Here is a 25752-nt window from a genome sequence, read left to right as displayed (position 1 = left end):
CGAAGATCCACAGCCAACCAGCCACAAGGAGTACGACGATGTCGAAGTTGTACGCGTCATGGCAGCACGGGTTCACCGCCGTGGCCGAAAAGCCCAGCACGAGCGCACTGCGCCAGGGGTTCGGCGTGACCTTCACGCTTCCGGCGAACGGGGGCGACTGGATCCACCTGGCCATTCCCACCCCGGTCATCGTCGAAGACCGTCGAGCCGGCCTGGACAGGGTGCTGATTTTCTTCAACGCACGAGAGACCAGCGCGCTTCTCCACGTGCACGTCTGGGACGGCCCGAACCAAATCCTGGTCAGAGACAACCTCGAGATCAAAGGTGATCACTCGCACGGCATCGACGGGAACAACGTCTTTCCGGTAGGCCGCGACGGCATCGGCTGGGGGTGCGGGATTTCGTTGTTCTTCACCGCAGGTGCGAGCAACAGCCACGTCTTCATCGCCGGCTTCGGAGGGGACTTCCGGCACGACATCTGACTGGACCGGCGCTCCGCACCGGGAGTACGCCCCGGTGCGGAGCCCCTCCGATGACGCCCTGGGGCCCTGCCACCCACGGTCCGGCGCGGGCCGACCAGCACGGCCACGGCCACCTGGACGCCTCGCATGCGATCGTCGTCGTTAGGCCGATCCAGACCTGGCTCTGTTCTGGGGAATGCGGCGTACATCAGCCGGCCTGCGTCATGAGTGGGGGCGGTGAGGTGCGCCCTGCCGTCCGGCGGTCAGCACGTGCAGGCGAGCGCGCATATTCGCCGGCCCGCGCGATCCGCCCTGGCGCACACTGGAGGCATGGTGACGGTAGGTAGTCGACTGTATGAAGATCTGTGTGCGGCGCTGATCCCCGGCGCCGGGCTGGAGGCGGTGGCGGCGGAGCTGTCCCGGGTGATCGCGCCGGTGGTGCCGCATGACGCGCTGCGCTGCGGGGCGAACAATCCGTCGTCGGGCGTGGGCGTCACCACGCTGGCGTTCTGGCACGGGTACGCGCCCGATGTCGGTCGCGAGCTGCTGAGGCCGGACAGCGTGGGATCGGCCGTGCGGGAGCTGGCTCGCCTGGCGCAACAGCACATCCCGGTGGCCGTGGCCGACCGTCGGCTCCGCCCGGGCGCGCATGATCGGCTGCTGGCGGAGTACGGAGCCGGTGCGGAGCTGTGCCTCGCGCTGCGGGACGCGCGTGGCGTTTGGGGAGTGCTCTGCCTGGTGCGGGCGACGGGCAGGCGGCCGTTCGACGACGCGGACGCGCGGCGGCTGGCGGGGGTCGGGCCCTCGTTGGCCGCCGCGCTTCGCCGCTATGTGACGGCGCAGCCCATCAAGCCCTCCGCGCATGAGCCGCCGCCGGGCATGCTCGTCATCGGATCCGACAACCGGATCGGGACGATGACGCCCCAGGCGCAGCCGTGGCTGAGAACGATGAAGGCGCAGCTGGCCATACCGGAATGGCTGGTCGAATCCTCGTTCGCGTCTCTGGCGGCAGCGGCGCGTGAGCACCCGCGGTGTCTGCGGCTGTGCGTCCCCTCGGTGGGATGCGGCTGGTGGACCGCCATCGAGGCCCAGCCGCTCGGCGACGACGGCGACGTGGCGGTCATGATCCAGCGCGCGAGCGGTACGTTGCTGATCCCCTCGTTCTGCGACTGGTACGGGGTCACCACCCGCGAACGCCAGATCATGCAGCACCTCTACAACGGTTCCGCGCCCAAGCAGATCGCCCGTGCGCTCGATCTGTCCGTCTACACGGTCAGCGACCACATCAAGGCGCTCTTCCGCAAGACCGGCACGAGCGGCCGCGACGAACTCGTCGCGGCCGTCAGGTGACACCCCGGCACGCCCACTTCTGCCTGGCGCTCTGCGCGCAGCTCCAGCTCGGCAGCGCCAGGAGCGTCTCCCGCGCCGGTCGCGCGACCCCGCGCTTGCCCGGCTCCTTCTCCGTGGCCGATTCGTCGTAACCGCCGGCCGCCAGAGCGTCGGGCTGGAGCTGCGGTTCTGATCACGCGTCGCGACGCGTGCGTACGCCCGGACGGTCATCAGCCACCCTCCCGGCGGTCCCCAGAAACGTCGGCCAGTCGGTGTCAGTTTGATTTGACATCCGCTGGAGTGTCAAATCAAACTGACACCATGTCCGTGAATCGTCTGTCCTCCGCGCTGACGTCCGATGATCCCGCGAAGGGTCTGTGGGCGGTGCTGGCCCTGCGGCGGCTCGCCGAACGGATGGAGGCCAATCAAGTGGCCGCCGCCCGTCGTGCGGGCTGGTCCTGGCAGCAGATCGGTGACGCCCTGGGCGTCACCCGCCAATCCATTCACACCAAGTACGGGAAGTGAGGCAGCCATGGTGAGACTGAAGCCGCCGTTCGGCATGGGCCAGGTGTACCTGGACGCCAACGCCGAGGCCCTGCGCAGGGGCGACCGCAAGGTGAGCACCGAGCACGTGCTCCTGGCGCTGCTGATCGACCCCGATTCGATCACTGCCCAGGGTCTGGGAGTGAGCCTGGACGCCGCGCGCGAGGCACTGGAGAGCCTCGACCAGGACGCGCTGGCGTCGGCGGGAGTCCAGGCGACGTCCGCCGGGCCGGTCCTTCCGGGCCGGGAACGTGACCGCCTCCCGCTGACCCCGGCGGCCAAGGCGGTCTTCACCGGCCTGGGCAAACAGGCAGGCCGGGAGCGGATCGGCATCCATCACGTCCTGCTCAGCCTGCTGTCCAACCAGCGCCCTGATCCGGCAGCGGTTCTGCTGGACACGCTCGGCGCGGATCGCACCACCATCCGCGCGCGATGTGCGAAGGTCTGAGACTCGATGGGTGAGGCAGCGGAGACTTCCTACGAGACCGGGTCGGTGACCTCTCAGGACGGCACCCTCATCGGCTATCGCCGGTTCGGGACGGGGCCGGGGGTCGTGCTGATGCACGGTTCGATGATGGCCTCCCACAGCTTCATGCGACTGGGCGCGGCGCTCAGCGGCGATTTCACCGTCTATCTGCCCGATCGCCGGGGCCGGGGAATGAGCGGCCCTTACGGGCCCGGCTTCACACTGCGGCACGCCACCGAGGACGTGCAGGCCCTGACGGAGCAGACCGGGGCGCGTAACGTCTTCGGCCTCAGCGCCGGTGCGATCCCGATCCTGCGGTGGGCGCTGACCTGCCCCGAAGAATACAAGATCGCTCTGTACGAGCCCCCGCTGCCTGTCGGCGACCACTCGCCGGTGGCATGGCTGCCTCGCTACGAGCGGGAGATGGCCCGAGCTCGGCCGGCGGCGGCGCTGGTGACCGTCGCCAAGGGCACCAACGACGACTCGCGGGTGATCAGGATGCTGCCCCGAGCCGTCCTGGTACCGCTCATGAGCCTGGGGATGCGCGCTCAAGCTCGGCAGGCCGACGGCGAGGTCACACTCAACGACCTCATCCCCACCATGCGCCAGGAAGCCCGCCTCGTTCTCGACGCCACCGACCTGATCTCCGCGGCCACCGCCGTACGGGCCGAGGTCCTTCTGCTCGGCGGCAGCAGGAGCGCACAGCCCTTCAAGGACGCGCTGAGCGCCCTGCACGCCGCCATCCCGCACGCCCGACGAACGGAACTGCCCCACCTGGGCCACCTGGCCGCCGACAACGGCGGCAAGCCGGAGCTCGTCGCGCAACGGTTGCGGAGTTTCTTCCGTGACGGAGGACAGGCAGAGATGAACGGCTGAACAGGTACGGCCCTGCCGTGTTGCCCCGGAAGGCAGCCATACGCACCTTCTACTTGCGTACATCGTACCCAGTAATCTAGTCTGACTGCCATAACCGCGTACAACGTACCCAAATTTGGGAGATCGTGGCGGCCGGTCGGATACGTCTTCGGCAGCGTGATCCAGGTGTCAGGCGGAGGTGCCGTTCGGGCACAACGGCACCGGCTCCCTGGTCAGTGTGCCGCTCTTGGCCACTGCGTCTTGTTCTCCTCCAATGGTTCTCCTTCGAAAGGCATGCACATGACGTACAACACCCGCGAGAAGGTGCAGCAGGTCCTGAACTGGGCCGTGGCCGAGGACGGCGTTCCCGGTATCGTCGCCGAGGTTCACGACGCCGACGGAACATGGTTCGGCGCCGCAGGAGTGGCCGACCTCGCCACCGGCCATCGGCGCCAGCCCGGGGAACACCTTCACATCGGCAGCTCAGGTAAGGCTTTCACCGCCGCCGCCGTGCTGACCCTGGCAGCCGAAGGCAGGCTGAGCCTCGAGGACCCGGTGAACACGTGGCTGCCCGGCGTCATGGAGACGGGCGGCTACGACAGCGACAAGATCACCATCCGGCATCTGCTCAACCACACCAGCGGCCTGTTCCTCACCGGCCTCGCACCCGAACTACAGAACAGCATCGCCACCCAGCCGGACCGCATCTGGACCACCTCCGAGCTGATCGAACTCGCGGTGTCCCAGCCGCCGGTCGGCGAGCCGGGCGAGCGGTTCATCTACTCCAACGGCGGCTACTACCTGGCCGGCGCGATCATCGAGAAGGTCACCGGCAACACCTACGCCGCCGAGGTCGAACGTACAGTCATCCGGCCGCTCGACCTGACCCACACCTACGTACGGCCCGCCGACGCCACCGGCTATCCCCACCCGCATCCCACGAGCTACGTCGCCGGCGCACTCAAGGACGGCGTCGACCCGGCGACGCTCACCGCTGAGAACTGGGCGTCGATGATCGACCACGACAAGCCGCCCGTCGACGTCACCGCGCTCAACACCTCATGGGGCTGGGCGGCCGGGGGCATCGTCTCCACCACCGAAGACCTGACCCGCTTTCTCCAGGCGATCGCGACCGGCGGCCTCCTGCCCCCGGCTCAGCACCACGAGATGTGGACCACGGTCGCCGGCGACAGCGTCGTCTGGCTGCCGCACGCCCGCTACGGCCTCGGCGTGATCGAGTTCGACCGCGCGGGAATGGACGGCCTGACCGTCCGTGGCGTCAGCGGCACCCTCCCGGGATCCTTCACCCTCGCACTGAGCACCGACGACGGCCGGCGACGCGTCGCCATCCACACCAACATCGAGCCGAAGACCTTGGACATCCCCATCAAGATCATCGAGGCGATGTACGGCGTCATCCTCGGCTGACCGGCCATCAGCGGGTAATCGTCACGGTGCATGAGAGGAAACGCCTGGAGCGAGGCATGTTCGAACTGCCCGGCGGAGCGGCGGCGACGAGCGCTGCGCCCCTGTCCTTGTGAAGTGCAGTCATTCGTCCGATACCCCGGGCGGGTCGCGCGTCCGCATGATGGCCGGGGAACCGGACGATCGCGAGGAAACCGATGGGCACTCAACTCCGGCGGGCGGCACGCGCGTGGGCTCGCCTCAGCGCAGGCGATCCCGGGCTCGTCGGCACGACCATCGCGCTCAGAGCCGTCGCGGGCATCGCGCTCACCCTGGCCGTATTGTCCTTCACGGACCTGCCTGCCGCGTTCCTCGTCGCGGGCTGCTTCGCCCCCTTCACCGTCGCGCTGGCCGTCGGTGACAGCCCCGCGCGAGAGCAGGTGTTCATGGTCGGCGCGGCCGTTCCGCTGGTGTCCGCCGTCCTCCTCGTGGGTGCCGCGCTCGCGCCCTTCCGGGTGGCGGCCGAGGCCGTCTTCGTCCTGTTGATCTTCTGGGCGGTGTTCGTCCGCAGGTATGGGCCACGAGGACAGGCGCTGGGGATCTTCGCCTTCATGGCGTACTTCCTGACCCAGTTCCTCGACACACGGCTGAGCCAGTTGCCCGGCTTGTACGCTGCCGTGGGCGTCGGTTTCGCCGCCGAAGCGCTGGTGGGCTTCGGCCTGCTGCGGGCGACCCCCGCCAGGAAGCTGCGGCGGCTGTGGCGTGCCTTCGACCTTCATCTGGAGCACGTCGTGCTCGGGGCGATCGAGGTGGTACGGGCGGGACGGGACGACACGCGCCTGACGCGGTCACTGGAACGCCGGATCGCCAGGCTGCACCGGAGCACGCTGATGATCACCGATCTCCTCAGCCGGGGACACGCTGCTGACTCGGCCCGGCAGGGGATCGTGAGAGCCGAAGTGGCCGCGCAGCGTCTGGCGGTGCTGGCCGTCCGCTCCGTTCCGGCTTTCATGGGGACGACGCGCGACCGAGCCCCTGCCGCGCTCCTGGACGTCCACCAGGCGATCGGCGAGCTGATGCGTGCCGTGGACGGGCTCCGATCGGTCGCCGACGCCCCCTCGGACCGCGGCCCTCGTACGAAGGGCGCGGCTCACCGGCTGAGGCGTGTCGCGACGCGGCAGGCCGTCCAAGCCGCCGCGGCGGCGGCCATCGCCGTCCTGATCGGCGAGTTGACGTCCTCCGAACGCTGGTACTGGGCCGTGCTCACCGCGTGGGTGGTCTTCGTCAACACCGAGAGCTTCGGTGAGGTTCTGGTCCAGGGCTTCCAGCGCCTGCTGGGCACCGTGCTGGGCGTGGCGTGCGGGCTGTCGATGGCCGCCGTGGCCGGTGGCGACGTGCCGCTGGTCCTCATCGTGTCGCTGGTCTGTGTCTTCGGAGTCTTCCGCACCCCGTCGAACGCCTACTGGGTCGTGACGTTCTTCATCACCTGCTTGATCGCCATGGCGTTCGTCCTGCTCGGCACGTTCTCGGCCGAACTGCTCGCGCTGCGCACCTGGGAGACCGCGCTCGGGGTGCTGTGCGGGGTGACGGCGGGGGCGCTCGTGCTGCCTACGACCGTGCGCGGGGCCGGTGGCGAGCGGCTGCTTGAGGTGCTGCGTGCCCTTCGGCGTACGCGTACCCCGGGAGGGGACGCGCTGCTCGACGCCCATGAGCTGGATCGGGCTCTGGAGGACCTGCGCGGCGCCCTTCGCCCGCTGACCCACCCGCTGAACCCGCGCCGAGCCCGCCGAGCCCGCGCCCGCCACCTGCTCGCCCTGCTGGAGTCGTGTGCCTACCACGTCCGCAGTCTCGCCGCCGTGACCGCCGCGGCTCAGACGGGCGAGGCAGGGTGCGAGGTCCGCGCCGTCGAGCGCATCCGGGCCAACCTGGACCAAGCGATCCGCCTCATGGAGGCCGGCGAGTGGCCCGCGATCTCCTGCCACGACGACCGGCGCACGCTGGCGCGGCTGGCCGCGGACCGCAGGTGGCGCGGCGATCGTACGTCGCGCGAACTCTTTCACGTGGACCGCCTGGACAAGGCGACGGCCGAGCTGGCACAGACCTTCGACGGCGGCCGCGTCCTCTGCACGACGACCTAAGGCATGTTTCATAAGTCAGGTCAGACCGCGGCAAGGAGGCCGATGGCGCGCCGGCAAGCAGTCCCGTGACACGCTACCGGGCCGGGGAATCGGCAGCGTCGTAGCGCTGCTGGGCGGCCTCCAGCGCCGGGGTGTTGGCGCTGAACCAGCTCAGCAGCGCGCACAGCTGCTGCGCCAGGCTCTGCCCGAGTGGCGTCAGGCTGTAGGTGACCTGCGGCGGGACGGTCGGCTCCACCAGGCGTTCGACCAGCCCGTACCGCACCACCGACTTGAGGTACTGCGACAGCATCTTTTGGCTAATGCCGCCGATGTGCCGGTGAAGGCCGGAGAAGCGCATCGGTCCAGGAACCAGCGCAGCGATGATCAACGCACCCCACCGGCCGGTCACTTGGGCCATCACCGGCCGCGTCGGGCAGTCCTTGTCGAAAGAGCCTGCCGGAAGCTGGGCGAAAACATCCTTCAACTGCTCACTCACCGTCATGCCACCAGCTTACAAAAAGGTACGTACTTACGAAAGGTCACCGACAGTCCTAGAGTCGACCCACGGAACCGGCAGTCAAACAAGACGAATGGATTCAAAGTGCTCACAAGCCGTGTATCCCCGGCCTTCCTGGGCTGGGACCTCGGAGGCATCGTTGTGCGCCGAGTCGACGAAATCGACATGTCACCGGCAACCAGTCAATGGCTGCTGCCCGATGCCACACCGGAACACTTGCACCACCCCTGGCTGCAACCCGACTTCACCGACGGCACGGCCTTCGCGATGCACGTTCACATCTTCGCGATCGAGGTGAACGGCAAGCGCATCCTGGTCGACACCGGCATCGGCAACGACAAGCCCCGGCAGATACCTGACGCCGACAACCTGCAGACCCCGCTGCTGCGCCGGCTAACCGCCGCGGGTTTCGCCCCGGACACCGTCGACCTGGTGATCACCACGCACATGCACGTCGACCACGTCGGCTGGAACACTCACCTGGTCGACAGCCGCTGGACACCGACCTTCCCGAACGCCCGCTACCTCACCGACCGCAGAGAATGGGACTACTGGACCGCCACCGCCGAAAGCGACGAGGAAGTCGCCCAGGTGCACCGCGACTCCCTGCGACCCATCCGTGACAACGGCCTGTACGACCTGCTCGACATCCCCGCCTCAGGCCTTGAGGTGGCCGACGGCGTCCGCCTGGTACCGACACGCGGCCACACGCCCGGCCACCTGTCGGTCAAGCTGACAGGCACCGGCCGCAATGCGCTGATCAGCGGTGACAGCCTGCATCATCCCGTGCAACTGGCGTACCCCGACATGGGCAGCGTCGGCGACGTCGATCCCGCCGAGGCGCGAACCACCCGCCGCCACCTGCTCACCGAGCTGGCCGGTACCGATGACCTGCTGCTGGGCACCCACTTCACGCATCCCACCGGCGGACGCGTCCAGCAGTGGGACAACCGATTCCAGCTGCTGGACGCGTCCCCCGCCCTTCTCCCGCCCGCCTCGTTCTAAAGATCCGCAGGCCGGTCCGGCCGTGATGACCAGCGACATCGGCTTCTGGGCCTGCTCGACAGGCCAGGTGGAGCTTGGCGGTCAGCCCGCCCCGGGAACGTCCGAGCCCGTGATCGTCGGGCTCGGTGAACACACCACTCGGCGGCTCGATCTGCAGATCCCCCTTTTGCGGGCACCCGCCGCATGCTGGTGGGCGCGGGCGATGGTCGAGTCCACCGAGACGTCCCAGGTGATCAGGCCTTCGGCGGCGGCCTCGGCCGGCATCTGCTCGAGCACCAGCACGAGTGCGCCATCGTATGCCGTCCATCAGCTGCCGCTTCCTGCGCACTGGTGGCCGTCCAGGCTTCCTTCCGACCGGGAGCAGCGGCGCCGGCTTCGCCCACTGCACATCCGTCAGGTCATGCCTCTCCATGAAGTGGATCTTGACACATCAAGATCCACTTTTGAAACGCGCCCTAGTCCGGCATGCCGCCGTCCACAGCCACCGCCTCCACCAGGTCGCGAAGCTGGGAGCGGGCGGTGACGCCCAGCTTGGGGAAGGTGCGGTAGAGGTGGGAGCCGACGGTACGCGGCGACAGGAAGAGTCGTTCGCCGATCTCGCGGTTGGTCAGCCCGCGGGCGGCGAGCCGGACGATCTGCTGCTGTTGCGGAGAAAGGCCGGCGATGGCTCCGGGATCGGCCGGGTGGACGTCCAGACCGGCCGCTCGCAGTTCCGCCTGCGCGCGCTCGCTCCACGGCCGCGCGCCCAGTCGGCGGAAGGTGTCGTACGCCGAGGTGAGGAACGGCCGCGCCTCGGCGATCCGGCGACGGCGGCGCAGCCATTCCGCGTACTCCAGCAGCGTCTGCGCGCGCTCGAAGGGCCAGCGTTCCAGCGTGGGATCGGCCAGGGCCGCCAGGAAGGCGGGCTCGGCGTGCTCGGGTTCGGCGAGCAAGGCGCGGCTGCGGTGCACCAGGCTCCGCAGGCGGGGCGAGCCGCCCCTGGCGAGGGCGCGGGCCGAGCGCTCGACGATCTCGAACGCCTCGGCGTGATGGCCGCTGCGCGCGGCGGACTCGGCCAGCTCCGGCAGGGTCGGGTAGGAGGCGTGGTAATGGACGGGATCGCCGTTGGTGTCGAAGACCATCCGCGCGTGCTCGTAGGCGGCCTCGTGGTCGCCTTCGACCATGGCGGCGGCGGTCAGGGCGCGGTGCGCGTACACGGCGACCGATCGGCTCTCCAGCGGGTCCACCAGGCGCAACGCCTCGTCGGCGAGCGCGCGGGCACCTGCCGCATCGCCCTGGGACGCCACGACCATGGCCTCGATGGCGTGCGCGCACGCGACGGCGTGGCCGAGTCCGGCCGCGGCCGGCAGTGCGCCGAGGGCGGCGCAGACAGCGCGGGCCTGATCCCAGCGGCCATACTCGAAGTAGGCCAGCGCGATGACGCCGCCGAGCCCGTCGGGGAGCGGTCCTGCGGTGTGCCACGACTGGACGGCCTCGTCGAACGTCCGGACCGCCAGCGGGGTCTCGTCCAGCACCCACGCCGCGATGGCCAGCGCGGTCAACCGTTCGGGTCGGGCACCCGCACCGGCGCCGCGGCCGACCCCTCCGCGATCGCCCGCCCAAAGCCCGCCCCCGGCTGCGGCGATCATGTCAGGCAGCCGGGGCGCCAGTTCGCGTCCGCTGCCGAACGGGTCCGACACGATGCGCGCCCACTCCCGCAGCGCTCCGGCGGGCAGGCGCGGCAGGAGCCGGTCGATCTCCCGCCGCTGGGACTCCTCGCCTGAGTAGAAGCGCAGCACCGCGGCGGCGGCGAGCGCGTCGAGCGCGATGGTGGGGTGGGTGGCCGCCAGGTCGCCGGCGATCGCGGCCATGCCGTTGAAGCCGGCGGCGTGCTGCCTGGTGAGCGCGGACAGTCGCCCGACGTGCAGTGAGGCGGTGGCGAGCAGGACCGGGTCGTCGGTACGGGCGCGGGCCCGGTCGGCCAGCTTCTCCACCCAGGACAGGTCCCCGGTGAAGACGGCCAGGCCGGCCGCGTCCGCCAGCAGCCGGGCACTGTCGTCGCGCTCGGGACGCAGCTCCGCCGCGCGGGCCAGCGCCTTGGCCGCCGCCGCGTAGCCGCCTCTCCTGCGAGCCCTGTCGGCCGTCTGCTCCAAGGCGGCCGAGACCTCCGCGTCGGGGTGGAGGGTGGCGGCGGCGAGATGCCAGGCATGGCGGTCCGGTTCGTCACGCAGGGCATCGGCCAGCGTGCGATGGGCCTCCATGCGGGCGTCGAACGGCGCCGCGTGGTAGATCGCGGAGCGGACCAGCGGGTGGCGGAACCGTACGTGACGGCCTGCCCGGCGGATCAGCCCGGACTCCTCGACGGCGGGCCAGGCTTTGTCGTCGGCGTCGGGCAGCAGCGCCAGCACGGCGTCGGGCGGATCTTCCAAGTCGGCGGCGGCCAGGAGCAACAAGGTCCGCCGGGCGGCTTCCGGCAGCTCCGCCAGCCGGGCGGCGTAGATGGCCGCCAGCCGCTGGCCGACCGGCAGCGGGCCGTGGTCGTCCGGGTTGAGCGATGCGTTCTCGGCCAGTTCGAGCAGGGCCAGGGGGTTTCCCGCGGCCTGGTCGAGCACGCGTTCCCTGATCCTGCCCGTCAGGCCGGGCACGCGCAGGCCGAGCAGCCGCCGGGACGCCATGGGGTCGAGCGGGGGCAGCACGAGCGTCGGTGCCCCCTCGCCGAAGTCCCGCCCCCGGCCGAAGCCCGGCCCGCCGTCGCGTACGCCGAGCGGCGGTGCGCCGGGGTCGTCGTCGCGTACGGCGGCCAGCAGGGTGATGGGGTCGTCGTCCAGCCGGCGAGCAGCGAAGGCGAGGACGTCGGCGGAGGCGGAGTCGATCCACTGGGCGTCGTCGAGCACGACCACGAGCGGCGCCCGTTCGGCCACCTGGGACAGCAGGGTCAGGACGGCGACCCCCGTCAGCAGGGGATCGGGGGCGTCGGGCACGAACCCGAAGGCGCCGAGCAGCGTCCGGCGCTGTCGATCCGGCAGGTGGGCCGCCTCGTCCAGCACCGGCCGAAGAAGCTGGTGCAGGCCCGCGAAGGCCAGGTCTCGCTCCGACTCGCGACCGCTCGCCCGCAGCACCCGATGGCCTGCTTCCTCGGCGCGGCGGGCCGCGTACTCCAGTAGCGTGCTCTTGCCCATCCCCGCGGCTGCGGACATGAGCAGGACCCGGCCGCCACCGGATGCGTCCGCCGCCAGAGTGGAGAGCCGCTCGACCTCGGCGTCCCGCCCGACGATCGCGTCACGTTCCGCCGTGACGCGGGAGCCCGGCGCTCGCTCGTGCACAGGCCCTCCAAAGATCTCATCGAGCAGGACCGCAGGGTCATCGCAGGTCCGTTCCCCTTTCTGCCACGGTAGCAAGCGCGTGGCCGCAGCGGATGCAGTCACCTGACGCATACCGCCGGCCCCGGGCGGCGGCGCACGATGGACGGGCGGCGGATCTCACCGCACTCATCACCACTCGTCTCATTGAGGAATACTCATGCCTGCCAACCAGATCACCTTGGGTGACGTCTCCATCACGCGGATCTGGGAGTACTACGGGCCCGTCGAGATGACGCCCGAGACGTTCTTCCCGGAAACCTCGCCACATACGTGGGAGAAGCACTCCTCCTGGCTGGAGCCGCACTTCGTGGCCCCCGAGACGCGGATCGTCAACTCCGCGATCCAGACCTGGCTGCTCCGCAGCGAAGGCAGGAACATCCTCGTCGACACCGGCGTCGGCAACCACAAGGAGCGGCCCTACGCGCCGGTCTGGGGCCACCTCGATACCGACTTCCTCGACAACCTGGCCCGCGCCGGCGTGCAGCCCGAGGACGTGGACCTCGTGATCAACACCCACCTCCACATCGACCACGTCGGCTGGAACACCTACCTGGACGGCCGCAGCTGGGTGCCGACCTTCCCCAACGCCACGTACGTGATGCCCAAGGCCGACTTCGACTTCTGGAACCCGGTCAACGAGCATCCGACGGTGTTCGGGCGGGGCAACCAGAACGTGTTCGAGGACAGCGTCGTCCCCGTCCACGAGGCGGGCCTGACCCTGCTGTGGGAGGACACGTACACGATCGACGCCAACCTGCGCCTGGACCTCGCGCCCGGGCACACCCCGGGGTCCTCCGTGCTCACCCTCCGATCGGGCACCGACCTCGCGGTGTTCGTCGGAGACATGCTGCACAACCCGGTGCAGCTCATCGAGCCGGACACCAACAGCTGCTTCTGTGAGGACCCCGCGGGCGCCCGCGCCTCCCGTGGCAAGGTCCTCGGCTGGGCCGCCGACAACAACGCCCTGGTCATCCCCGCGCACCTGGGCGGGCACGGCGCCGCCGAGGTGGTTCGCGAAGGGAGCGGGTTCGCCATCAAGAGCTGGGCTCCGTTCGACTCCTACTCCGAGACCTCGAAGGACGCCCGATGAACCACCACACGGCAGACACCGTCGTCACAGCGCAAGGCGCCGTGCGCGGCCTGAGGCGCGACGGGACGACCATGTTCCTGAACATCCCTTATGCCGCTCCGCCGACCGGCGCCGCCCGATTCGCCGCCCCACGCCCGCATGCCCCTTGGCACGGTGTACGGGACGCCACGGAGCCAGGGCCGACCGCGCCGCAGGCCGAACGCCGGCTCGGCAGCGTGGACATGGCCCCGTACTTCGGGCCGGGCTGGATCCCCGGCGAGGACTTCCTGACCGTCAACGTGTGGACGCCGGGGGCCTCCAGGGAGCGGCTGCCCGTGATGGTGTTCGTGCACGGCGGCGGGTTCGTGGCGGGCTCCACCCGGTCGGAGATCTACGACGGGTCCGCCTTCGCCCGCGACGGGGTCGTGCTCGTGACACTCAACTACCGGCTGGGCATCGCGGGCTTCCTCGACCTGCCCGGTGCGCCGGCCAACCGCGGCCTGCTCGACGTGATCGCCGCTCTGCGGTGGGTACGGGAGAACATCGCCGCGTTCGGCGGCGACCCGGCCCGCGTCACGTTGTCCGGCCAGTCCGCGGGCGCCACGATCGTGGGCGGTGTGCTGGCCGCGCCCGAGGCCGAGGGGCTGTTCCGGCGTGCGATCGTGCAGAGCGGCAGCGGCCTGGGTGCCTTCACGCCTGAGCAGGCCGCCCGCGTGACCCGCGCCACGGCGCACGCGCTCGGGGTCCAGCCTCATGCCGACGCCTTCGCGGGCATTCCCGACCAGCGGCTGGTCGAGGTCATGTCCGAACTGTCGGGCATCGACCTACGGACCGAGACCCACGGTGACCCGCTCATCGGACTCAGCCCGTTCAGCGTCGTGCTCGACCGGCAGCCGGCCGACGCCGTCGCCGCGGGCCGAGGCGCGGGCGTGGACCTGCTGGTGGGCACCAACACGGAGGAGGGCAACCTCTACCTGGCACCGTTCGGGAACCTGTCCACCTCGACGGCGGCGGACGTGGACGCCGCCGCGGCCCGCTCACACCCGCGGCCCGCCCGCCTCGTCGAGATCTACCGCAAGGCCAGGCCGCAGGCGTCCGAAGGGGAACTGCGCTCGGCCATCATGGGTGACGCCCTGTTCGGCGTGGGAAGCCGGCGCCTCGCCGACGCGCATGCGGGGCGGGGCGCCGCCACCTACCGCTACTCGTTCGCGTGGCGCTCGAACGCGCTGGGCGGCGAGCTGGGCGCCACCCACGCGGTGGAGCTGCCGTTCGTCTTCGACGTCACCGACCTGCCCCGGCTGCGCGGTTCGCAGGCCCTGCTCGGTCCGGACGAGCCGCCGTCGGACCTGACCGTCCGGATGCACGCGGCCTGGGTGGCCTTCGCCACGACCGGCGATCCCGGCTGGGACCGCTACGACACCGGGCGCCGGGCCACCATGCGCATCGACGGCGAGTGGAGCGTGGTGGCCGATCCGCACGGCGAGGAGCTCCAGGCGTGGCCCTGACCCTTTGTTCCCTCTTCCACCGAGGTTGTCATCATGAGCAGCAGAATCATCGGGAAAGTGCCGCACCCGGATGACTTCCTCACCGACCGGGCCCACGCCGGCGCCCTGATGATGCCCGGCCGTCTGCTGCACCACTGGAACACCGCCCGCTCGTCCAAGCCGAGCGCCCGCGCGCTCACGGTGGCCGCGTCGACTACGCGCCGACGAGACCGGGTCGGCGGAATCCTCCACGACTACTCAAACGCCGCTTGATCTGCGTGGATGGGGCTTTTCGGCAGGTACAGAGCGGCGGAGGCGCCAAGGAGCCGCCGCTCGGCAGCGGCATGGTGAGAAGTCCTCCGCTTCGCCCAGAGTCATAAGGCATCGCTGGGCATTCTCGCCCTGCTGCATGGCGCCTCCAGTGGCGAGATCCGCCACCTGCGGCCGGCCGACATCGATCCGGTCGACTGCGCCATCCGTCTCGGGCAACGCCCCCATCCGTTGCCCCTGGACCCGGTCAGTTGGACCATCGTGCAGTGGTGTCTGGCACACTGCGAGAACCTGCGCCCCGGTAACCCGCATCTGATGGTCACCAAGGGCACCGAAGCGGGCCGGAACTCGGCCCCGTTCATGGAAGATCGAAGGTGAGCAACCAGAAGGGGCCGATGATGACTGTTCGCTTGAGCGCCGTCGTCAGAACGCCGGACGGGCGGCTATTGGCCCTGGGACAAGGCTTGCCCGACAACGCCCCATGCCACTTATTGCCCGGTGGTGTGGTCGATGCTTCCACGGCGACCTGCGAGGACGCTCTGCGACGTATTCTGCACGAGCAGTTTGGCATCGAGGTGACAATCGGTCCGCTCATTCACATCGACCGGACGGGCGACCACGATGAGTACGTGTTCGTGGCCCATATCGCAGATCACGACGACTCACGCCGCAGTCGCGATTGGCGATTCGGCATTCCAGCACCCAACGGATGCTTCTGGGACGGCATTGAACTCAACCCTGCCGCTATCCATGCCGCCAACTTCATGCCCAGGGGGATCGGCGTGCTCTTCGCCGGTCACCTCCGTCACGGCCAGCCTCCGTGGATCCTGCCCGATGTGCGATCGCGGCCCCAGGCGAAACGACGCCACCACAAGACCCGCTGAGCCCTCCGCGCAGCGCAACATGTGATTGCGGATGGTGGGCAGGCGAAGCATCCGGCAGGCCTGGTCGATGGAAACCTGGACGGCCCGCTCGCCGCCTTCCACCGAGGCGGTGAGCAGGGACGAGGCTCCGTCACGGTAGGGTTCTGGCGGACTTTCCTCAAGGTGGACGGCACGTGTGAGTAAGGCTGATGAGCTGATCGGCGCGGCGATGGAGGCGCTTGCCTGCGAGGATCAGGCCGCCTTCGACTCCGCCGCCGCCTTCCTGGCCGACCGGGATGATGCCGATCGCGTGCTGGTGGAGGTCGTGACCCGTGCGATCTCAGGGTTGTGGCGGAACGGCTGGCAGCCCGCCGACGTGGTCAGGATCGCGGCCAGACGGCTGACCGACTGGCACGGGCGGGCGGCGGCTGACCTCATCGCCTGGGAGATGCGGGCCTACGCGCCGGCCACGGTGGACGAGCGCTGGCGCGACCAACTCGCCGGCCTGGAGGCCGCGGTGTGGTGGAAGGGCGGCTACCTGGCGGCGCGGCAGGCGCGCGACGGGGCCGGCCGGCTGGTGACCGTCTCCGGTGTGCTGGAACTGCTGGGGTCGCTGACCGGACTGCCGCGGCTTGAGTCGTTGAGCCCGCCGCCCGGGGCCGCTCGCCGTAGGGTCCAGGCACGCTCGCACGCGGTCAGCGAGAAGACGCTCACGCGGGTGCGGGCGTTGCTTGCCAAGGCGGAGTCGACGACGTACGAGGCGGAGGCGGAGACGTTCACGTCGGCGGCGCAGAGTTTGATGGCGAAGTACAGCATCGACGAGGCGATGCTGGACGCGCAGCCAGGTGGAGGGGAGGCCCCGGCGGGCATCCGGGTCGGCATCGACGCGCCGTACGAGCAACCCAAGGCCATGCTGCTCAACCTCATCGCCGAAGCCAACAGGTGCCGGGTGATCTGGTCGAAGGAGCTGGGGTTCGCCACCGTTCTGGGGTTCCGGGCGGACCTGTCCTGGGTGGAGATGCTCTTCACCTCCCTGCTGGTGCAGGCGCAGACCGCGCTGGTGAACTCGGCCACCAAGAAGCACGGCACCGGCAGGTCGAGGAACAAGGCGTTCCGCCAGTCGTTCCTGTCGGCGTTCGCTTCCAGGATCGGGGAGCGGCTCGCCGAGGCGACGGCGGCCGCGGTCTCGCAGGAGAGCGCCAGCCGGGGCACCGACCTGGTGCCGGTGCTGGCGGCCCGCGAACAGGAGGTGGAGCAGGCGGTCGAGCGCATGTTCCCGAACCTGGTCTCGCACGCGGTCCGCACGTCCTGGGACCGGGAGGGCTGGGCGGCCGGCCGTACCGCCGCGGATCAGGCCAGCCTCGGGGCGCGAGACCGATAGTGCCTGTATCCCCGTTCGAACGGCTGTGGTCAGTCAAGAAGGCCGAACGGTGGTGGACCGGGCTACTGCATCGGCAGCCGACCTGTCCGCACGCTGGGAAGGTGAGACTCCGCCGGGCCACCCGGCGAGCTGTGCCCGAGTCAGGAAATTAGGTGGAAGCGGAGTCGGGAAGAAACGACATCACCGCCATTTCCGTGCCGCCGACGCGCAAGGCGGCCACCTGGTAGAGACTGCCGTCGCCGTCGATCGGGCCGGTGCGCCCGAGCGCCCATTTCTCCAGTTGGATCCGGATATTCGAGGCGGTCCTGCGGGGTCTCCTCCGGGACCTGGTCTTTCGTCTGGCACGCGAGAACCCGAGGTGGGGTATCGGAGCCGGCTCGACTCGGATTCCAGAGCAGCGAAGCGACCGTGCGGCGGATTCTGCGCTCTCGCCGACAGGGTCCGGCGCCCCGAAGCCTCGATACCTCGTGGCGGACGTTTCTACCCCTGCAAGCGAAGGGGCTGTTGGCTTGCGACCTCTTACACGTTGACACGAGCTTCCTTCGATAAGCGAAGGGGGCACGGTGATGAAGACGCCGCCGCAGACGGCCACCACCAGCGGTCCGGCGATCAGCCGCGGCGGCCACCGCCGTCAGCGGCTCTTCGGCGGCTGACTGGGGGTTATCTCCCATCTCAGACGGGTGCCAAGGCCGTTGTCCGCCCGGTGATCACGCTCCTAGCGTTGCCATCGCACGGATTTCAGCTGCGAGCAGGAGGTGGTCGATCGTGAGCAAGGTGACTCGCCGCGGATTCATGGGCGGGGCGGTGGCAGTCGGCGGAACGGCGGCGCTGGGCCTTGGCACGCCGTCAGGAGCGGGGGCTCAGGAACTGGGGCCGGTCCGGATAGCCCCGCGTGATCCACGCTATGCGGATCTCGTCGTACGCCGGACGAATCAGCGGTTCGACCCCAGACCGGAGTACTTCCATGTGGTCGGCTCGACCGAGCAGGTGGAGAAGGCCGTGGAGGAGGCGGTCAGAGCCGGTAAGCGGGTCACCGTGCGCAGCGGTGGCCACTGCTACGAGAACTTCGTCGGTGACGGTGCACAGGTCGTGATCGACATGTGTGAGATGTCGGAGGTGTACTTCGACGACAAGCGGGGCGCGTTCGCGATCGAGGCGGGCGCGACGTTGATGCAGGTGTACCGGAAGCTGTACCTGGGCTGGGGGGTGACGATTCCCGGAGGCCAGTGCGGCGGGGTGGCGGCCGGCGGCCACATCGCCGGCGGCGGCTACGGCCAGCACTCGCGCCGGCTGGGCGCGGTGGTCGACTACCTGCATGCCGTGGAGGTCGTGGTGGTGGACCGCTCGGGGCGGGCACGAGCGGTGGTCGCCACGAGGAATCCGTCCGACCCCAACCATGACCTGTGGTGGGCGCACACAGGCGGCGGAGGCGGGAACTTCGGCGTCGTGACGCGCTACTGGATGCGCGACCCGAAGGCGAAGGGCAAGGATCCCCGTACGCTGCTGCCCAAGCCGCCACCGGCCCTGCTGGTCTGCCACCCGGCCTGGTCGTGGAGCGATATGACCAGGGAGTCCTTCACCACTTTGCTGCGCAACCACGGCGAGTGGCACGAGCGCAACAGCGCCCCCGGCTCGCCGTACGCGGGGCTCTGGAGCGCGCTGATCATCCAGAGCCGCGCCCAGGGGGCGGATCCCGGCGGCATGATCCTGCCGACCATGATGGACGCTTCCGTTCCGAACGCCGACCGCCTGCTCACCGAGTACTTCGCGGCGCTGACGCGAGGAGTGCGGACGCGGGCGTACATCCCTCCGGTGCGACGGCTGCCGTGGTACCACGCGGTCAGCACGCAAGCGCTCGGTAGCGACCAGGAGTCCGGGAGGTTCAAGGCCAAATCCGCCCAGCTGCGCCGGCGGTTCACCGATCGGCAGATCGGGGTCGCTTACGACCACCTCAGCGTGGCCGGTCCGGCATCTTCGAGCGGAGTGATGCTGCTGGCGTCGTACGGCGGGCAGGTCAACACCGTGGCCGCCGACGCGACCGCCGTGGCCGAGCGCGACTCGATCCTCAAGGCGCTCTATCTGGGCACCTGGACGGAAGGGGAGAGCGCCGAGCGGATCGCGTGGGTGCGGCGCTTCTACCAGACGATGTACGCCGACACGGGCGGCGTACCGGTCCCGGGCGGCGCCAACGGTGGCGCCTACATCAACTATCCCGACATCGATCTGGCCGATCCGGCGTGGAACACCTCCGGCGTGCCCTGGTCCACGCTCTACTACGGCGGCAACTACCCGCGGCTGCAGCGGGTGAAGGCACGCTGGGACCCGCGCGGGGTGTTCCGGCATGCCCTGTCCGTCCGGCCCACCCGTTGATCACGGCCCAGCGGAGGGCGGCGGCCCCGGCCGTGCGTGGTTGAGGAACGCCAGCACGGCCAGGACCCGGCGGTTGGTGTCGTCGGTGGCCTCCAGGCCGAGCTTGGTGAAGATGGCGGCGATGTGCTTGCCGGCCGTACCCTCGCTGATGTTGAGCTGGCCGGCGATGGCGGCGTTCGAGCGACCCTGTGCCATGAGCTGGAGCACCTCGCGCTCGCGCGGGCTCAGCGACGCGACCGGGTGCAGGGGTGAGGTACCGCCGAGCAGCTTCGAGATCACCTGCGGGTCCATGGCGGTGCCGCCGGCCGCGACCCGGCGCAGCGCGTCGACGAAGTGGCCCGTGTCGAACACCCGGTCCTTGAGCAGGTAACCGACGCCTCCGGCGCCGTCGGCCAGTAACTCGCGGGCGTAGATCTGCTCGACGTACTGCGACAGGACCAGGACGGGAAAACCGGGCTGGCGGGTGCGGGCCTCGATGGCGGCTCGCACCCCTTCGTCGGTGTAGCTGGGCGGCAGGCGCACGTCCACGATCGCGGCGTGCGGCTGGTGCCTGGCCAGGGCGTCGAGTAATGCCTCGCCGGTGTCCACCGCGGCCACGATCTCGATGCCGTGAGCTCTCAGGAGGTGGGTGAGTCCTTCTCGGAGGAGGTAGACGTCCTCGGCGAGGACAACGCGCATGGAATCTCCAAGGTAGCAACGGTCGGTCCGCCCGGTGGGCTGGACAGGATCAGAACTCCGTCGAATCCGTCGAGGCGGCGGCGGATGCCGTGCAGCCCGCCCTCGCGCAGGGCCACGGCGCCGCCCCGCCCGTCATCGGCTACGGTGACCGACAGCACGCCGTCCGCGTGGCGCAGCTCCACCAGGACCCTTGACGCGGCGGCGTGCTTGGCGGCGTTGGTCAGCAGCTCGGACACGGCGAAGTAGACCGCCGCCTCGATCGGTGCGGCCACCCGGCCCGACAGGAGCACGCGAACCTCCGCCTCCAGCGGAGCGTCCATCGCCAGGGTACGTACGGCGTCGGCGAGCCCGCGGTCGGCGAGCACCGGCGGATGGATGCCCCGGATGAGCTCGCGCAGCTCGCCGAGCGCGACCACCGACATGTCCTTGGCACCGGCGATCATGGCCTTGGCCGCCTCGGGATCCTGATCGAAGAGCCCTTCCGCCGCCCCCAGCGTCATCCCGACGGCCACCCACCGGGCCTGCGCGCCGTCGTGGAGGTCGCGTTCGATCCGGCGCAGCTCGGCGGCTTGGGCGTCCCGAATCTGGGCGCGGCTGCTGGTCAGCGTGTCCACCCGGCTCGTCAGCAGCGCCGCCCTGGTCGGGCCGAGCAGTGACCGGCTCAGCAGGGCATGGCAGCGCAGCAAGGCCGGCGCGACCGCCATGCCAAGGGCGGCGGCGACCAGACCGGCCACCGGAGCCGGGACGCCCGACCACGCCGGTACGGCGGCGTGCAGCAGGTCGTCGGGCGACCACGTCAGCCCGGTGAGGAGGCCCAGCGCCTCGGTCCACAACCACAGCCAGCACAGCACGGCCAGCCCGCCGACGATCAGCACGGCCGGCCCGCCGAAGAGCACGGCGGCGACGGGCACCTCCAGGAACAACCACACCAGATCCCGCCACGAGGCCCGGTCGCCTGCCATCCACCCGAACCGCCGCGCCCGCACCGCGGCTCCCCGCGTCTGATAGACCGTGCCGACCGGCCCCCATCCCAGCCGGTACGACCCGTCCGGCTCAGGGTCGGGCAGCGGAGGCTCGGGGCGGTACGGCTCGGCGATCCGCACGCCCGTCCACTCGCCGATCCGGGCCCGGCGCCAGGACACGAAACGACGCGAGCCCAGCACCGTCTCAGGCCACAGCCGGACCGGCATCAACCCGATCGCCACCACCTGTGCCACGGCGAACACCATCGCCACCCCGGACAGCGCGACGCTCGCGCACAGACGCGCCCCGGCGACGACCCTCGCCCCGACGGCCGCCGCGACGCGGCCCGGCACGCGGCGTGACGACGGCGCGAGCAGCACCCTGGTCCAGCGGGCGTGCAGGTGCAGCAGCCGGGGCCCGAGCGCGAGGCCGAGCAGCATCGCTGCGGCGCCGGCCGGGCGGTGCAACCACACCGCCGCGAGTCCGCCGCCGATCAGCGCCGGCGCGAGCCCCGCCAGCACGCCGCCGACCAGCGGGTTGAGCATCATCCACGACAGGTCGCGCGCGGTCGCCGGATCGCGGGCGATCCACCGCAGCCGCGCCAGGTAAGCGGGCAGGAACGCGGAGCGGAACAGGGCGTCGCCGTCGCGATACCAGCCGTCGGGATCGCGTAAGGGCGACGGCGGAGCCGGACGGTAGGGCGAGGCGATCTCCACGCCACCCCACCGGGCGGCCAGCCGCCGGGCCAGCGCCGGCAGCCGGCGGCCCTGTTCGACGAAGAACGCCGGAGACGGCAGGCCTGCGTGCGCGCCCACGAAGATCACGACCAGGAGCGGCGGTCCCAGCAGCGCGAGCCCTGCCAACGCCAGGCCTCGCAGGGGCGCGCTTGTATACCCGACGAGCCTTCTGCCTCGCCCCACCTCACGCCTCCACGAGCCTCACGATCCCGGCCACCCTGGGTCGACGGTCGATGCCATGAGGCGAAGCTCGCCGTCGCCACCTTCGTCTCCGACTCGGCCGGTGGCTTCCCCATCCCGGGAAGCCGAACGCCTGATCGGCGACCTCTACTCATCGAGCTTGGACTTCGCCGTCATCTGGGACCTCAACGAGGTCGGCGACCTCGGGCAAGGAGTCAAGGATCTCGCGGTGCCAGCGTCGGGGGCGCGTCCGCATGCAGGACCAAGCGCTCAGCCTCGATACGTATCCCGGTTTCGGACTGATGATCCACAACTTCCTCCCCGCAGGCTAGCCTACTGTCCTGAGGTGGCCGCGAAGTCCTCGTGGCCCGGCACTGCGAGCAGTCTGATCTTGCCCCCCGACCACCGTCCTGCACCGGCAACTCGGCGACGACACCGGGTGGGATGCGCGCCCGAGGATCGAACCTTTCTCGCCGCTTCCTGTCCTCGCTGCCGCGCGTTTTCTGCGCCCATCGCTTCGGGCGTCACCAACGCTGGTTAACGTGCGCGGTGCTGGCGAACACCTCGCCCCGTTCTCTGCGTGAGGGCGTCACTGAACTGATGGGGGACGACCGTCGGTCAGGCCGTCGCGATGTTCGCCGCGATCGGGTGCGGCCTGTGCGGGTTCTCATCGCGCGCGGAGCAGGGGAGCGAGCTGCGGCCGGACGTTGTCATGTGGTGCTCGGCTCGAGGACGCAGTCGACGGCGGTGTAGAGCGTCTCGGTCTCGGTTCTCAGGATGGACTCGTCGGCGGGGAGCGCGCGCTCGATGGAGAGCCCGTTGAGGATGGTGAGCAAGAATCTCACCTTTCGGGTGTGGTCCTGCTGGGGGAGTACGCCTTCGTCGGCGAGCACGCTCAGCCAGTACTCGACGCGGCGTGCAGACTCCCGTTCGTAGGCGAGAAAGGCCGTGCGTACCTGCTCGGTCGGGTCGGGTGCGATGAAGGCCTGATACGCCGCCCCCCACGCTTTTCGTGCACCCTCGCCGACGCCGGCGGGCGCGAGCACCTGCCGCAGGCAGTTGACCAGCCGATCTCGGGCGGGGAGAGACCGATCCCGGATCGGGTCGTCCGGGATCATGTGCTCGTAGATCCTCGCCAGCACGGTGTCCTGGAGCGCACGCTGGGTGGGGAAGTGGAACCGGAGCGAGCCCGTGCTTACGCCGGCCCGCGCCGCGACTGCGCGGACGCTCAGCTTCGCCGTCATGTCCTCGGCGATCATATCGGCTGCCGCTTTGAGAATCTTCTCCCGCGAGTCCATAGTCATCCCTGCTCCAGATACGCACGATTTCCCCATGTCAGTGTACTAGCACGGTGTGATAGCGTGTGCACTAGCACAGTGTGTTAGTAATGCGAGGAAAGAAGGGATCGGAGCCAATGGCAGGAAAGCAGTGGTGGGCGTCGAAGCGCCTCAAACCGGGAGACGGGCGGGAATTGCAGCGATTCCGCTGGTGGCAGCTGCCACTCCGGTCACTGTTCTGGCTGCGACTGACCGGTGACGATGACCACGTCAGAACCTACGCGGTCGACGTGCGGCATTGGGCGCGGGTTGATGACAGCAAGGTCCGGGCGCACCTGTTCGTGAACGGGAGGCATGCGGCGGAGTCGAAGCTGCCCGCGTCGTTTCCTGTCGAGGGCGGCACCCTCGAGGTGGCGATGAGCGCCTATGGGCTCAAGCGTTGCCACTACGTCGCCACTGCCGAGGCGTCCCGCCGGCTCACACCGGACCCCGCATCGGCCGAGGGACGCCGCGCCCGCCTGGATGCGGAGCACCCGGCACTGAGCAGGGGGATGGGTGTCGTCTCGGTCCTGACGCTCGTGATCGGTGTAGGTCTGAACATGCTCCAACTCGCGGAACCGATCTCTCAGATCCCTCCGATCGCGGCGAGCATCGGGACATTCGAATCCCCCATCCGACTGCCGCTGTGGCTGAACATCACCCTCGGCGCGGGGGCCGTGTTGGCGAGCATGGAGCGTGCACTCCGCTTGCGCTACACGCCCCTGCTCGACATGGCCGGCAACTGACCAAGCAAGGAGGAAGCCCATGGCAACTACGATGACCACACCAGGTTGGCTGGTCAGTCCCGGCGACCCGCGCAACGCGAAAACTGTGCCCGACGGGGTCGAGTACCACCGAGTCCTCGCCGGAGACAAGCGCCGCATGGGACGCGGCATCCTCGCGATCGTGCTCCTGATGGCCGGGTTCGTCCTCTTCCCCACCGGCATCGGCATGGCGCTCGGACTCATCGACGTACAGATGGGCAACACGCCACCCATCCTCGGCGGCACCGACTACACACCCCTCTACCACGCCGGTTCCATGATCGCCCTTGGGCTGCTCATCCCATGGAGCATGCTCATCCAGCGCTGGCTCTACGGCGTCCCCGGCGCCTCACTGCATTCGGTGACCTCCCGGTTCCGGTTCGATCTGTTCGGCAAAGCGCTCATCGTGTTCGGCCCCGCCTGGCTGATCGTCAATGTGATCGGATTCTTCGCCCCGAGCACCGAGGCGCCCTGGTCGCGCTTCGATCTCATCGGCATCTTCATCGGCACCCTCCTGCTCACACCCCTGCAGACGACGGGGGAGGAGTACGGTGTCCGCGGGCTGCTCTTCCGCGTCGTCGGCAGCTGGACCCGCAGTCCTCGGGCCGGGCTGATCGCCGGAGTGCTCGTCTCGAGCGCGCTGTTCACTGCCGCGCACGGGTCCACCGACCCTTACATCAACATCTGGTACTTCGTGCTGTGGACGTGCCTGGCCATCATCACCTGGCGTACCGGTGGCCTGGAAATCGCGGTCGTCCTCCATGCCGTCCTCAACACGGTCGCCTTCCTCGGTGCCCCGCTGATGCGTATCGACCTCGGCGCCGAGCTCGCCGACCGCTCCGCCGGCGCCGGATCCGCTACCCAGCTCATCCCTACCTTCGCCGTCATCGTCATCACCGCGATCATCTGGCGCACCCGCAGAACCGGACCCGCACTCACCCCGCCGGCATCCACCACAGCACACTGACACCCTGCCCCACCCCGAAGGCTGTTCTCGGAGTGGGGCTGCGGAAGTCACGCGACCAGGTCGCATACCGCGAAAAGGGCGGGCCGGACGATCCCAGTACAGAAGCAGGAGGGCGGGAGCGCCCAGAGGGGCTGGAGCTGGAGGGGGGCACTGGAACAGCTGGCCGAACCGACCATCGCACGCATTGCCATCGCCTGCGGCTTCGGCGACCCGGTCGCACTGCGCAAACAGTCCCGCATCTACATGGGCCTGTCTCCAGTGGCCTACCGCCGGGCGCACGACGTACCAGAGCCGGCTGGTCGAGCTGGGAGATCGGTCCGAGGGCTTCCGGTTCGTCATCCGTGACCAGGATGCGAAGTTCACCACTGCGTTCGATGAGGTGGTCACCAGTATGGGCATCCGGGTTCTGAAGACACCGCCTCGGGCTCCGCAGGCGACTCGGCGGCGGTGATGTGTGCGGCGGACAGTGTGTGCAGGACGCAACGTTCGACGAGTCGCATCGGCGCGAGCCCGGCGTAGCCGATCAGGTGCTCGTCGTCGGAAGTCGGGTGGCTCTTGGCCGAGGCATAAAACAATCGTACGCGAGAGGTACCTGTCCGGACGGGTTGCTGGAAGCGTGAATGACTCCCATCATCCCAGGCCTGAGGGTACCTCTCGGTATTTCAGGAAGTC

22 protein-coding genes are annotated in these 25752 nt (G+C 69.6%); 16 read left to right on the top strand and 6 right to left on the bottom strand.

Annotation, left to right across the window (positions count from 1 at the left end):
* Positions 1-38: 38 nt before the first annotated feature.
* The 7 genes from ACIBQX_RS13770 (at position 39) to ACIBQX_RS13740 (ending at position 7196) form a co-directional block, all read left to right on the top strand.
* Positions 39-482 (top strand): DUF6623 family protein, encoded by a 444-nt coding sequence (locus tag ACIBQX_RS13770; protein WP_397004091.1) that lies wholly within the window; start codon positions 39-41, stop codon positions 480-482.
* 309 nt (positions 483-791) lie between these two features.
* Positions 792-1811, top strand: coding sequence for a LuxR C-terminal-related transcriptional regulator (locus tag ACIBQX_RS13765; protein ID WP_397004089.1), 1020 nt, complete (start codon positions 792-794; stop codon positions 1809-1811).
* Between the two features lie 300 nt (positions 1812-2111).
* Positions 2112-2315 carry a hypothetical protein gene (locus ACIBQX_RS13760; RefSeq protein ID WP_049557494.1) on the top strand — a complete coding sequence of 68 codons (204 nt, stop codon included), beginning with the start codon at positions 2112-2114 and terminating at the stop codon, positions 2313-2315.
* Between the two features lie 7 nt (positions 2316-2322).
* Positions 2323-2781, top strand: coding sequence for a Clp protease N-terminal domain-containing protein (locus ACIBQX_RS13755; RefSeq protein ID WP_397004087.1), 459 nt, complete (start codon positions 2323-2325; stop codon positions 2779-2781).
* Positions 2782-2787: 6 nt separating this feature from the next.
* Positions 2788-3675, top strand: a complete 888-nt coding sequence (locus ACIBQX_RS13750) for an alpha/beta fold hydrolase (protein WP_397004085.1) — start codon at positions 2788-2790, stop codon at positions 3673-3675.
* Between the two features lie 279 nt (positions 3676-3954).
* Positions 3955-5082 (top strand): serine hydrolase domain-containing protein, encoded by a 1128-nt coding sequence (locus ACIBQX_RS13745; protein WP_397004083.1) that lies wholly within the window; start codon positions 3955-3957, stop codon positions 5080-5082.
* 194 nt (positions 5083-5276) lie between these two features.
* The gene (locus tag ACIBQX_RS13740) at positions 5277-7196 is read left to right on the top strand and encodes an FUSC family protein (protein WP_397004081.1); all 1920 of its coding nucleotides are present in this window, start codon (positions 5277-5279) and stop codon (positions 7194-7196) included.
* A gap of 73 nt (positions 7197-7269) precedes the next feature.
* On the opposite strand, the gene ACIBQX_RS13735 is transcribed toward ACIBQX_RS13740, so the two are convergent.
* Complete coding sequence (locus ACIBQX_RS13735; RefSeq protein WP_397004079.1) at positions 7270-7677, bottom strand: winged helix-turn-helix transcriptional regulator; 408 nt, start codon at positions 7675-7677, stop codon at positions 7270-7272.
* Positions 7678-7908: 231 nt separating this feature from the next.
* Between ACIBQX_RS13735 and ACIBQX_RS13730 the strand changes: the two genes are divergently transcribed.
* On the top strand, positions 7909-8697 hold the full coding sequence (locus ACIBQX_RS13730; RefSeq protein ID WP_397004077.1) for an MBL fold metallo-hydrolase: 789 nt from the start codon (positions 7909-7911) through the stop codon (positions 8695-8697).
* Positions 8698-8778: 81 nt separating this feature from the next.
* On the opposite strand, the gene ACIBQX_RS13725 is transcribed toward ACIBQX_RS13730, so the two are convergent.
* A complete protein-coding gene (locus ACIBQX_RS13725; protein WP_397004075.1) occupies positions 8779-8979 on the bottom strand; it encodes a hypothetical protein in 201 nt (66 codons plus the stop codon).
* Between the two features lie 173 nt (positions 8980-9152).
* Positions 9153-11999 carry an AAA family ATPase gene (locus ACIBQX_RS13720; RefSeq protein WP_397004073.1) on the bottom strand — a complete coding sequence of 949 codons (2847 nt, stop codon included), beginning with the start codon at positions 11997-11999 and terminating at the stop codon, positions 9153-9155.
* A 196-nt stretch (positions 12000-12195) separates the two neighbouring features.
* Between ACIBQX_RS13720 and ACIBQX_RS13715 the strand changes: the two genes are divergently transcribed.
* The 6 genes from ACIBQX_RS13715 (at position 12196) to ACIBQX_RS13690 (ending at position 19475) form a co-directional block, all read left to right on the top strand.
* Positions 12196-13128 carry an MBL fold metallo-hydrolase gene (locus ACIBQX_RS13715; RefSeq protein WP_397004071.1) on the top strand — a complete coding sequence of 311 codons (933 nt, stop codon included), beginning with the start codon at positions 12196-12198 and terminating at the stop codon, positions 13126-13128.
* The gene (locus ACIBQX_RS13710) at positions 13125-14612 is read left to right on the top strand and encodes a carboxylesterase/lipase family protein (RefSeq protein ID WP_397004069.1); all 1488 of its coding nucleotides are present in this window, start codon (positions 13125-13127) and stop codon (positions 14610-14612) included. Before ACIBQX_RS13715 ends, ACIBQX_RS13710 begins: the two co-directional genes overlap by 4 nt.
* A 33-nt stretch (positions 14613-14645) precedes the next feature.
* A complete protein-coding gene (locus ACIBQX_RS13705; RefSeq protein WP_397004067.1) occupies positions 14646-14864 on the top strand; it encodes a hypothetical protein in 219 nt (72 codons plus the stop codon).
* Between the two features lie 371 nt (positions 14865-15235).
* On the top strand, positions 15236-15745 hold the full coding sequence (locus ACIBQX_RS13700; protein WP_397004065.1) for an NUDIX hydrolase: 510 nt from the start codon (positions 15236-15238) through the stop codon (positions 15743-15745).
* A gap of 175 nt (positions 15746-15920) precedes the next feature.
* On the top strand, positions 15921-17105 hold the full coding sequence (locus tag ACIBQX_RS13695) for a DUF2786 domain-containing protein (protein WP_397004063.1): 1185 nt from the start codon (positions 15921-15923) through the stop codon (positions 17103-17105).
* A gap of 765 nt (positions 17106-17870) precedes the next feature.
* Positions 17871-19475, top strand: a complete 1605-nt coding sequence (locus ACIBQX_RS13690; RefSeq protein ID WP_397004061.1) for an FAD-dependent oxidoreductase — start codon at positions 17871-17873, stop codon at positions 19473-19475.
* Here the strand turns inward: ACIBQX_RS13690 and ACIBQX_RS13685 are convergent, their stop codons facing one another.
* The 3 genes from ACIBQX_RS13685 to ACIBQX_RS13675 all read right to left on the bottom strand — a co-directional run bounded on the left by ACIBQX_RS13685 (position 19476) and on the right by ACIBQX_RS13675 (position 23337).
* Positions 19476-20153 carry a response regulator transcription factor gene (locus ACIBQX_RS13685; protein ID WP_397004059.1) on the bottom strand — a complete coding sequence of 226 codons (678 nt, stop codon included), beginning with the start codon at positions 20151-20153 and terminating at the stop codon, positions 19476-19478.
* Entirely contained in the window at positions 20093-21979 is a 1887-nt protein-coding gene (locus ACIBQX_RS13680) for a sensor domain-containing protein (RefSeq protein ID WP_397004057.1), read from the bottom strand. The genes ACIBQX_RS13685 and ACIBQX_RS13680 overlap by 61 nt, the downstream gene beginning before the upstream one ends.
* Before the next feature lie 764 nt (positions 21980-22743).
* On the bottom strand, positions 22744-23337 hold the full coding sequence (locus ACIBQX_RS13675; protein ID WP_397004055.1) for a TetR/AcrR family transcriptional regulator: 594 nt from the start codon (positions 23335-23337) through the stop codon (positions 22744-22746).
* 110 nt (positions 23338-23447) lie between these two features.
* Here ACIBQX_RS13675 and ACIBQX_RS13670 point away from each other — a divergent pair, with 110 nt between their 5' ends.
* Together ACIBQX_RS13670 and ACIBQX_RS13665 are read left to right on the top strand one after the other, a co-directional pair.
* Positions 23448-24095: a hypothetical protein gene (locus tag ACIBQX_RS13670; protein ID WP_397004053.1), complete on the top strand. Its 648-nt coding sequence runs from the start codon at positions 23448-23450 to the stop codon at positions 24093-24095.
* A gap of 19 nt (positions 24096-24114) precedes the next feature.
* Positions 24115-25080, top strand: a complete 966-nt coding sequence (locus ACIBQX_RS13665; RefSeq protein WP_397004051.1) for a lysostaphin resistance A-like protein — start codon at positions 24115-24117, stop codon at positions 25078-25080.
* The last annotated feature ends 672 nt before the right edge of the window (positions 25081-25752 follow it).

It is taken from the genome of Nonomuraea sp. NPDC049714 (assembly GCF_044465295.1).
GTDB lineage: Bacteria > Actinomycetota > Actinomycetes > Streptosporangiales > Streptosporangiaceae > Nonomuraea.
Note: the sequence above shows the minus strand (reverse complement) of the source record. Positions and strands in the feature narration are given on the sequence as shown.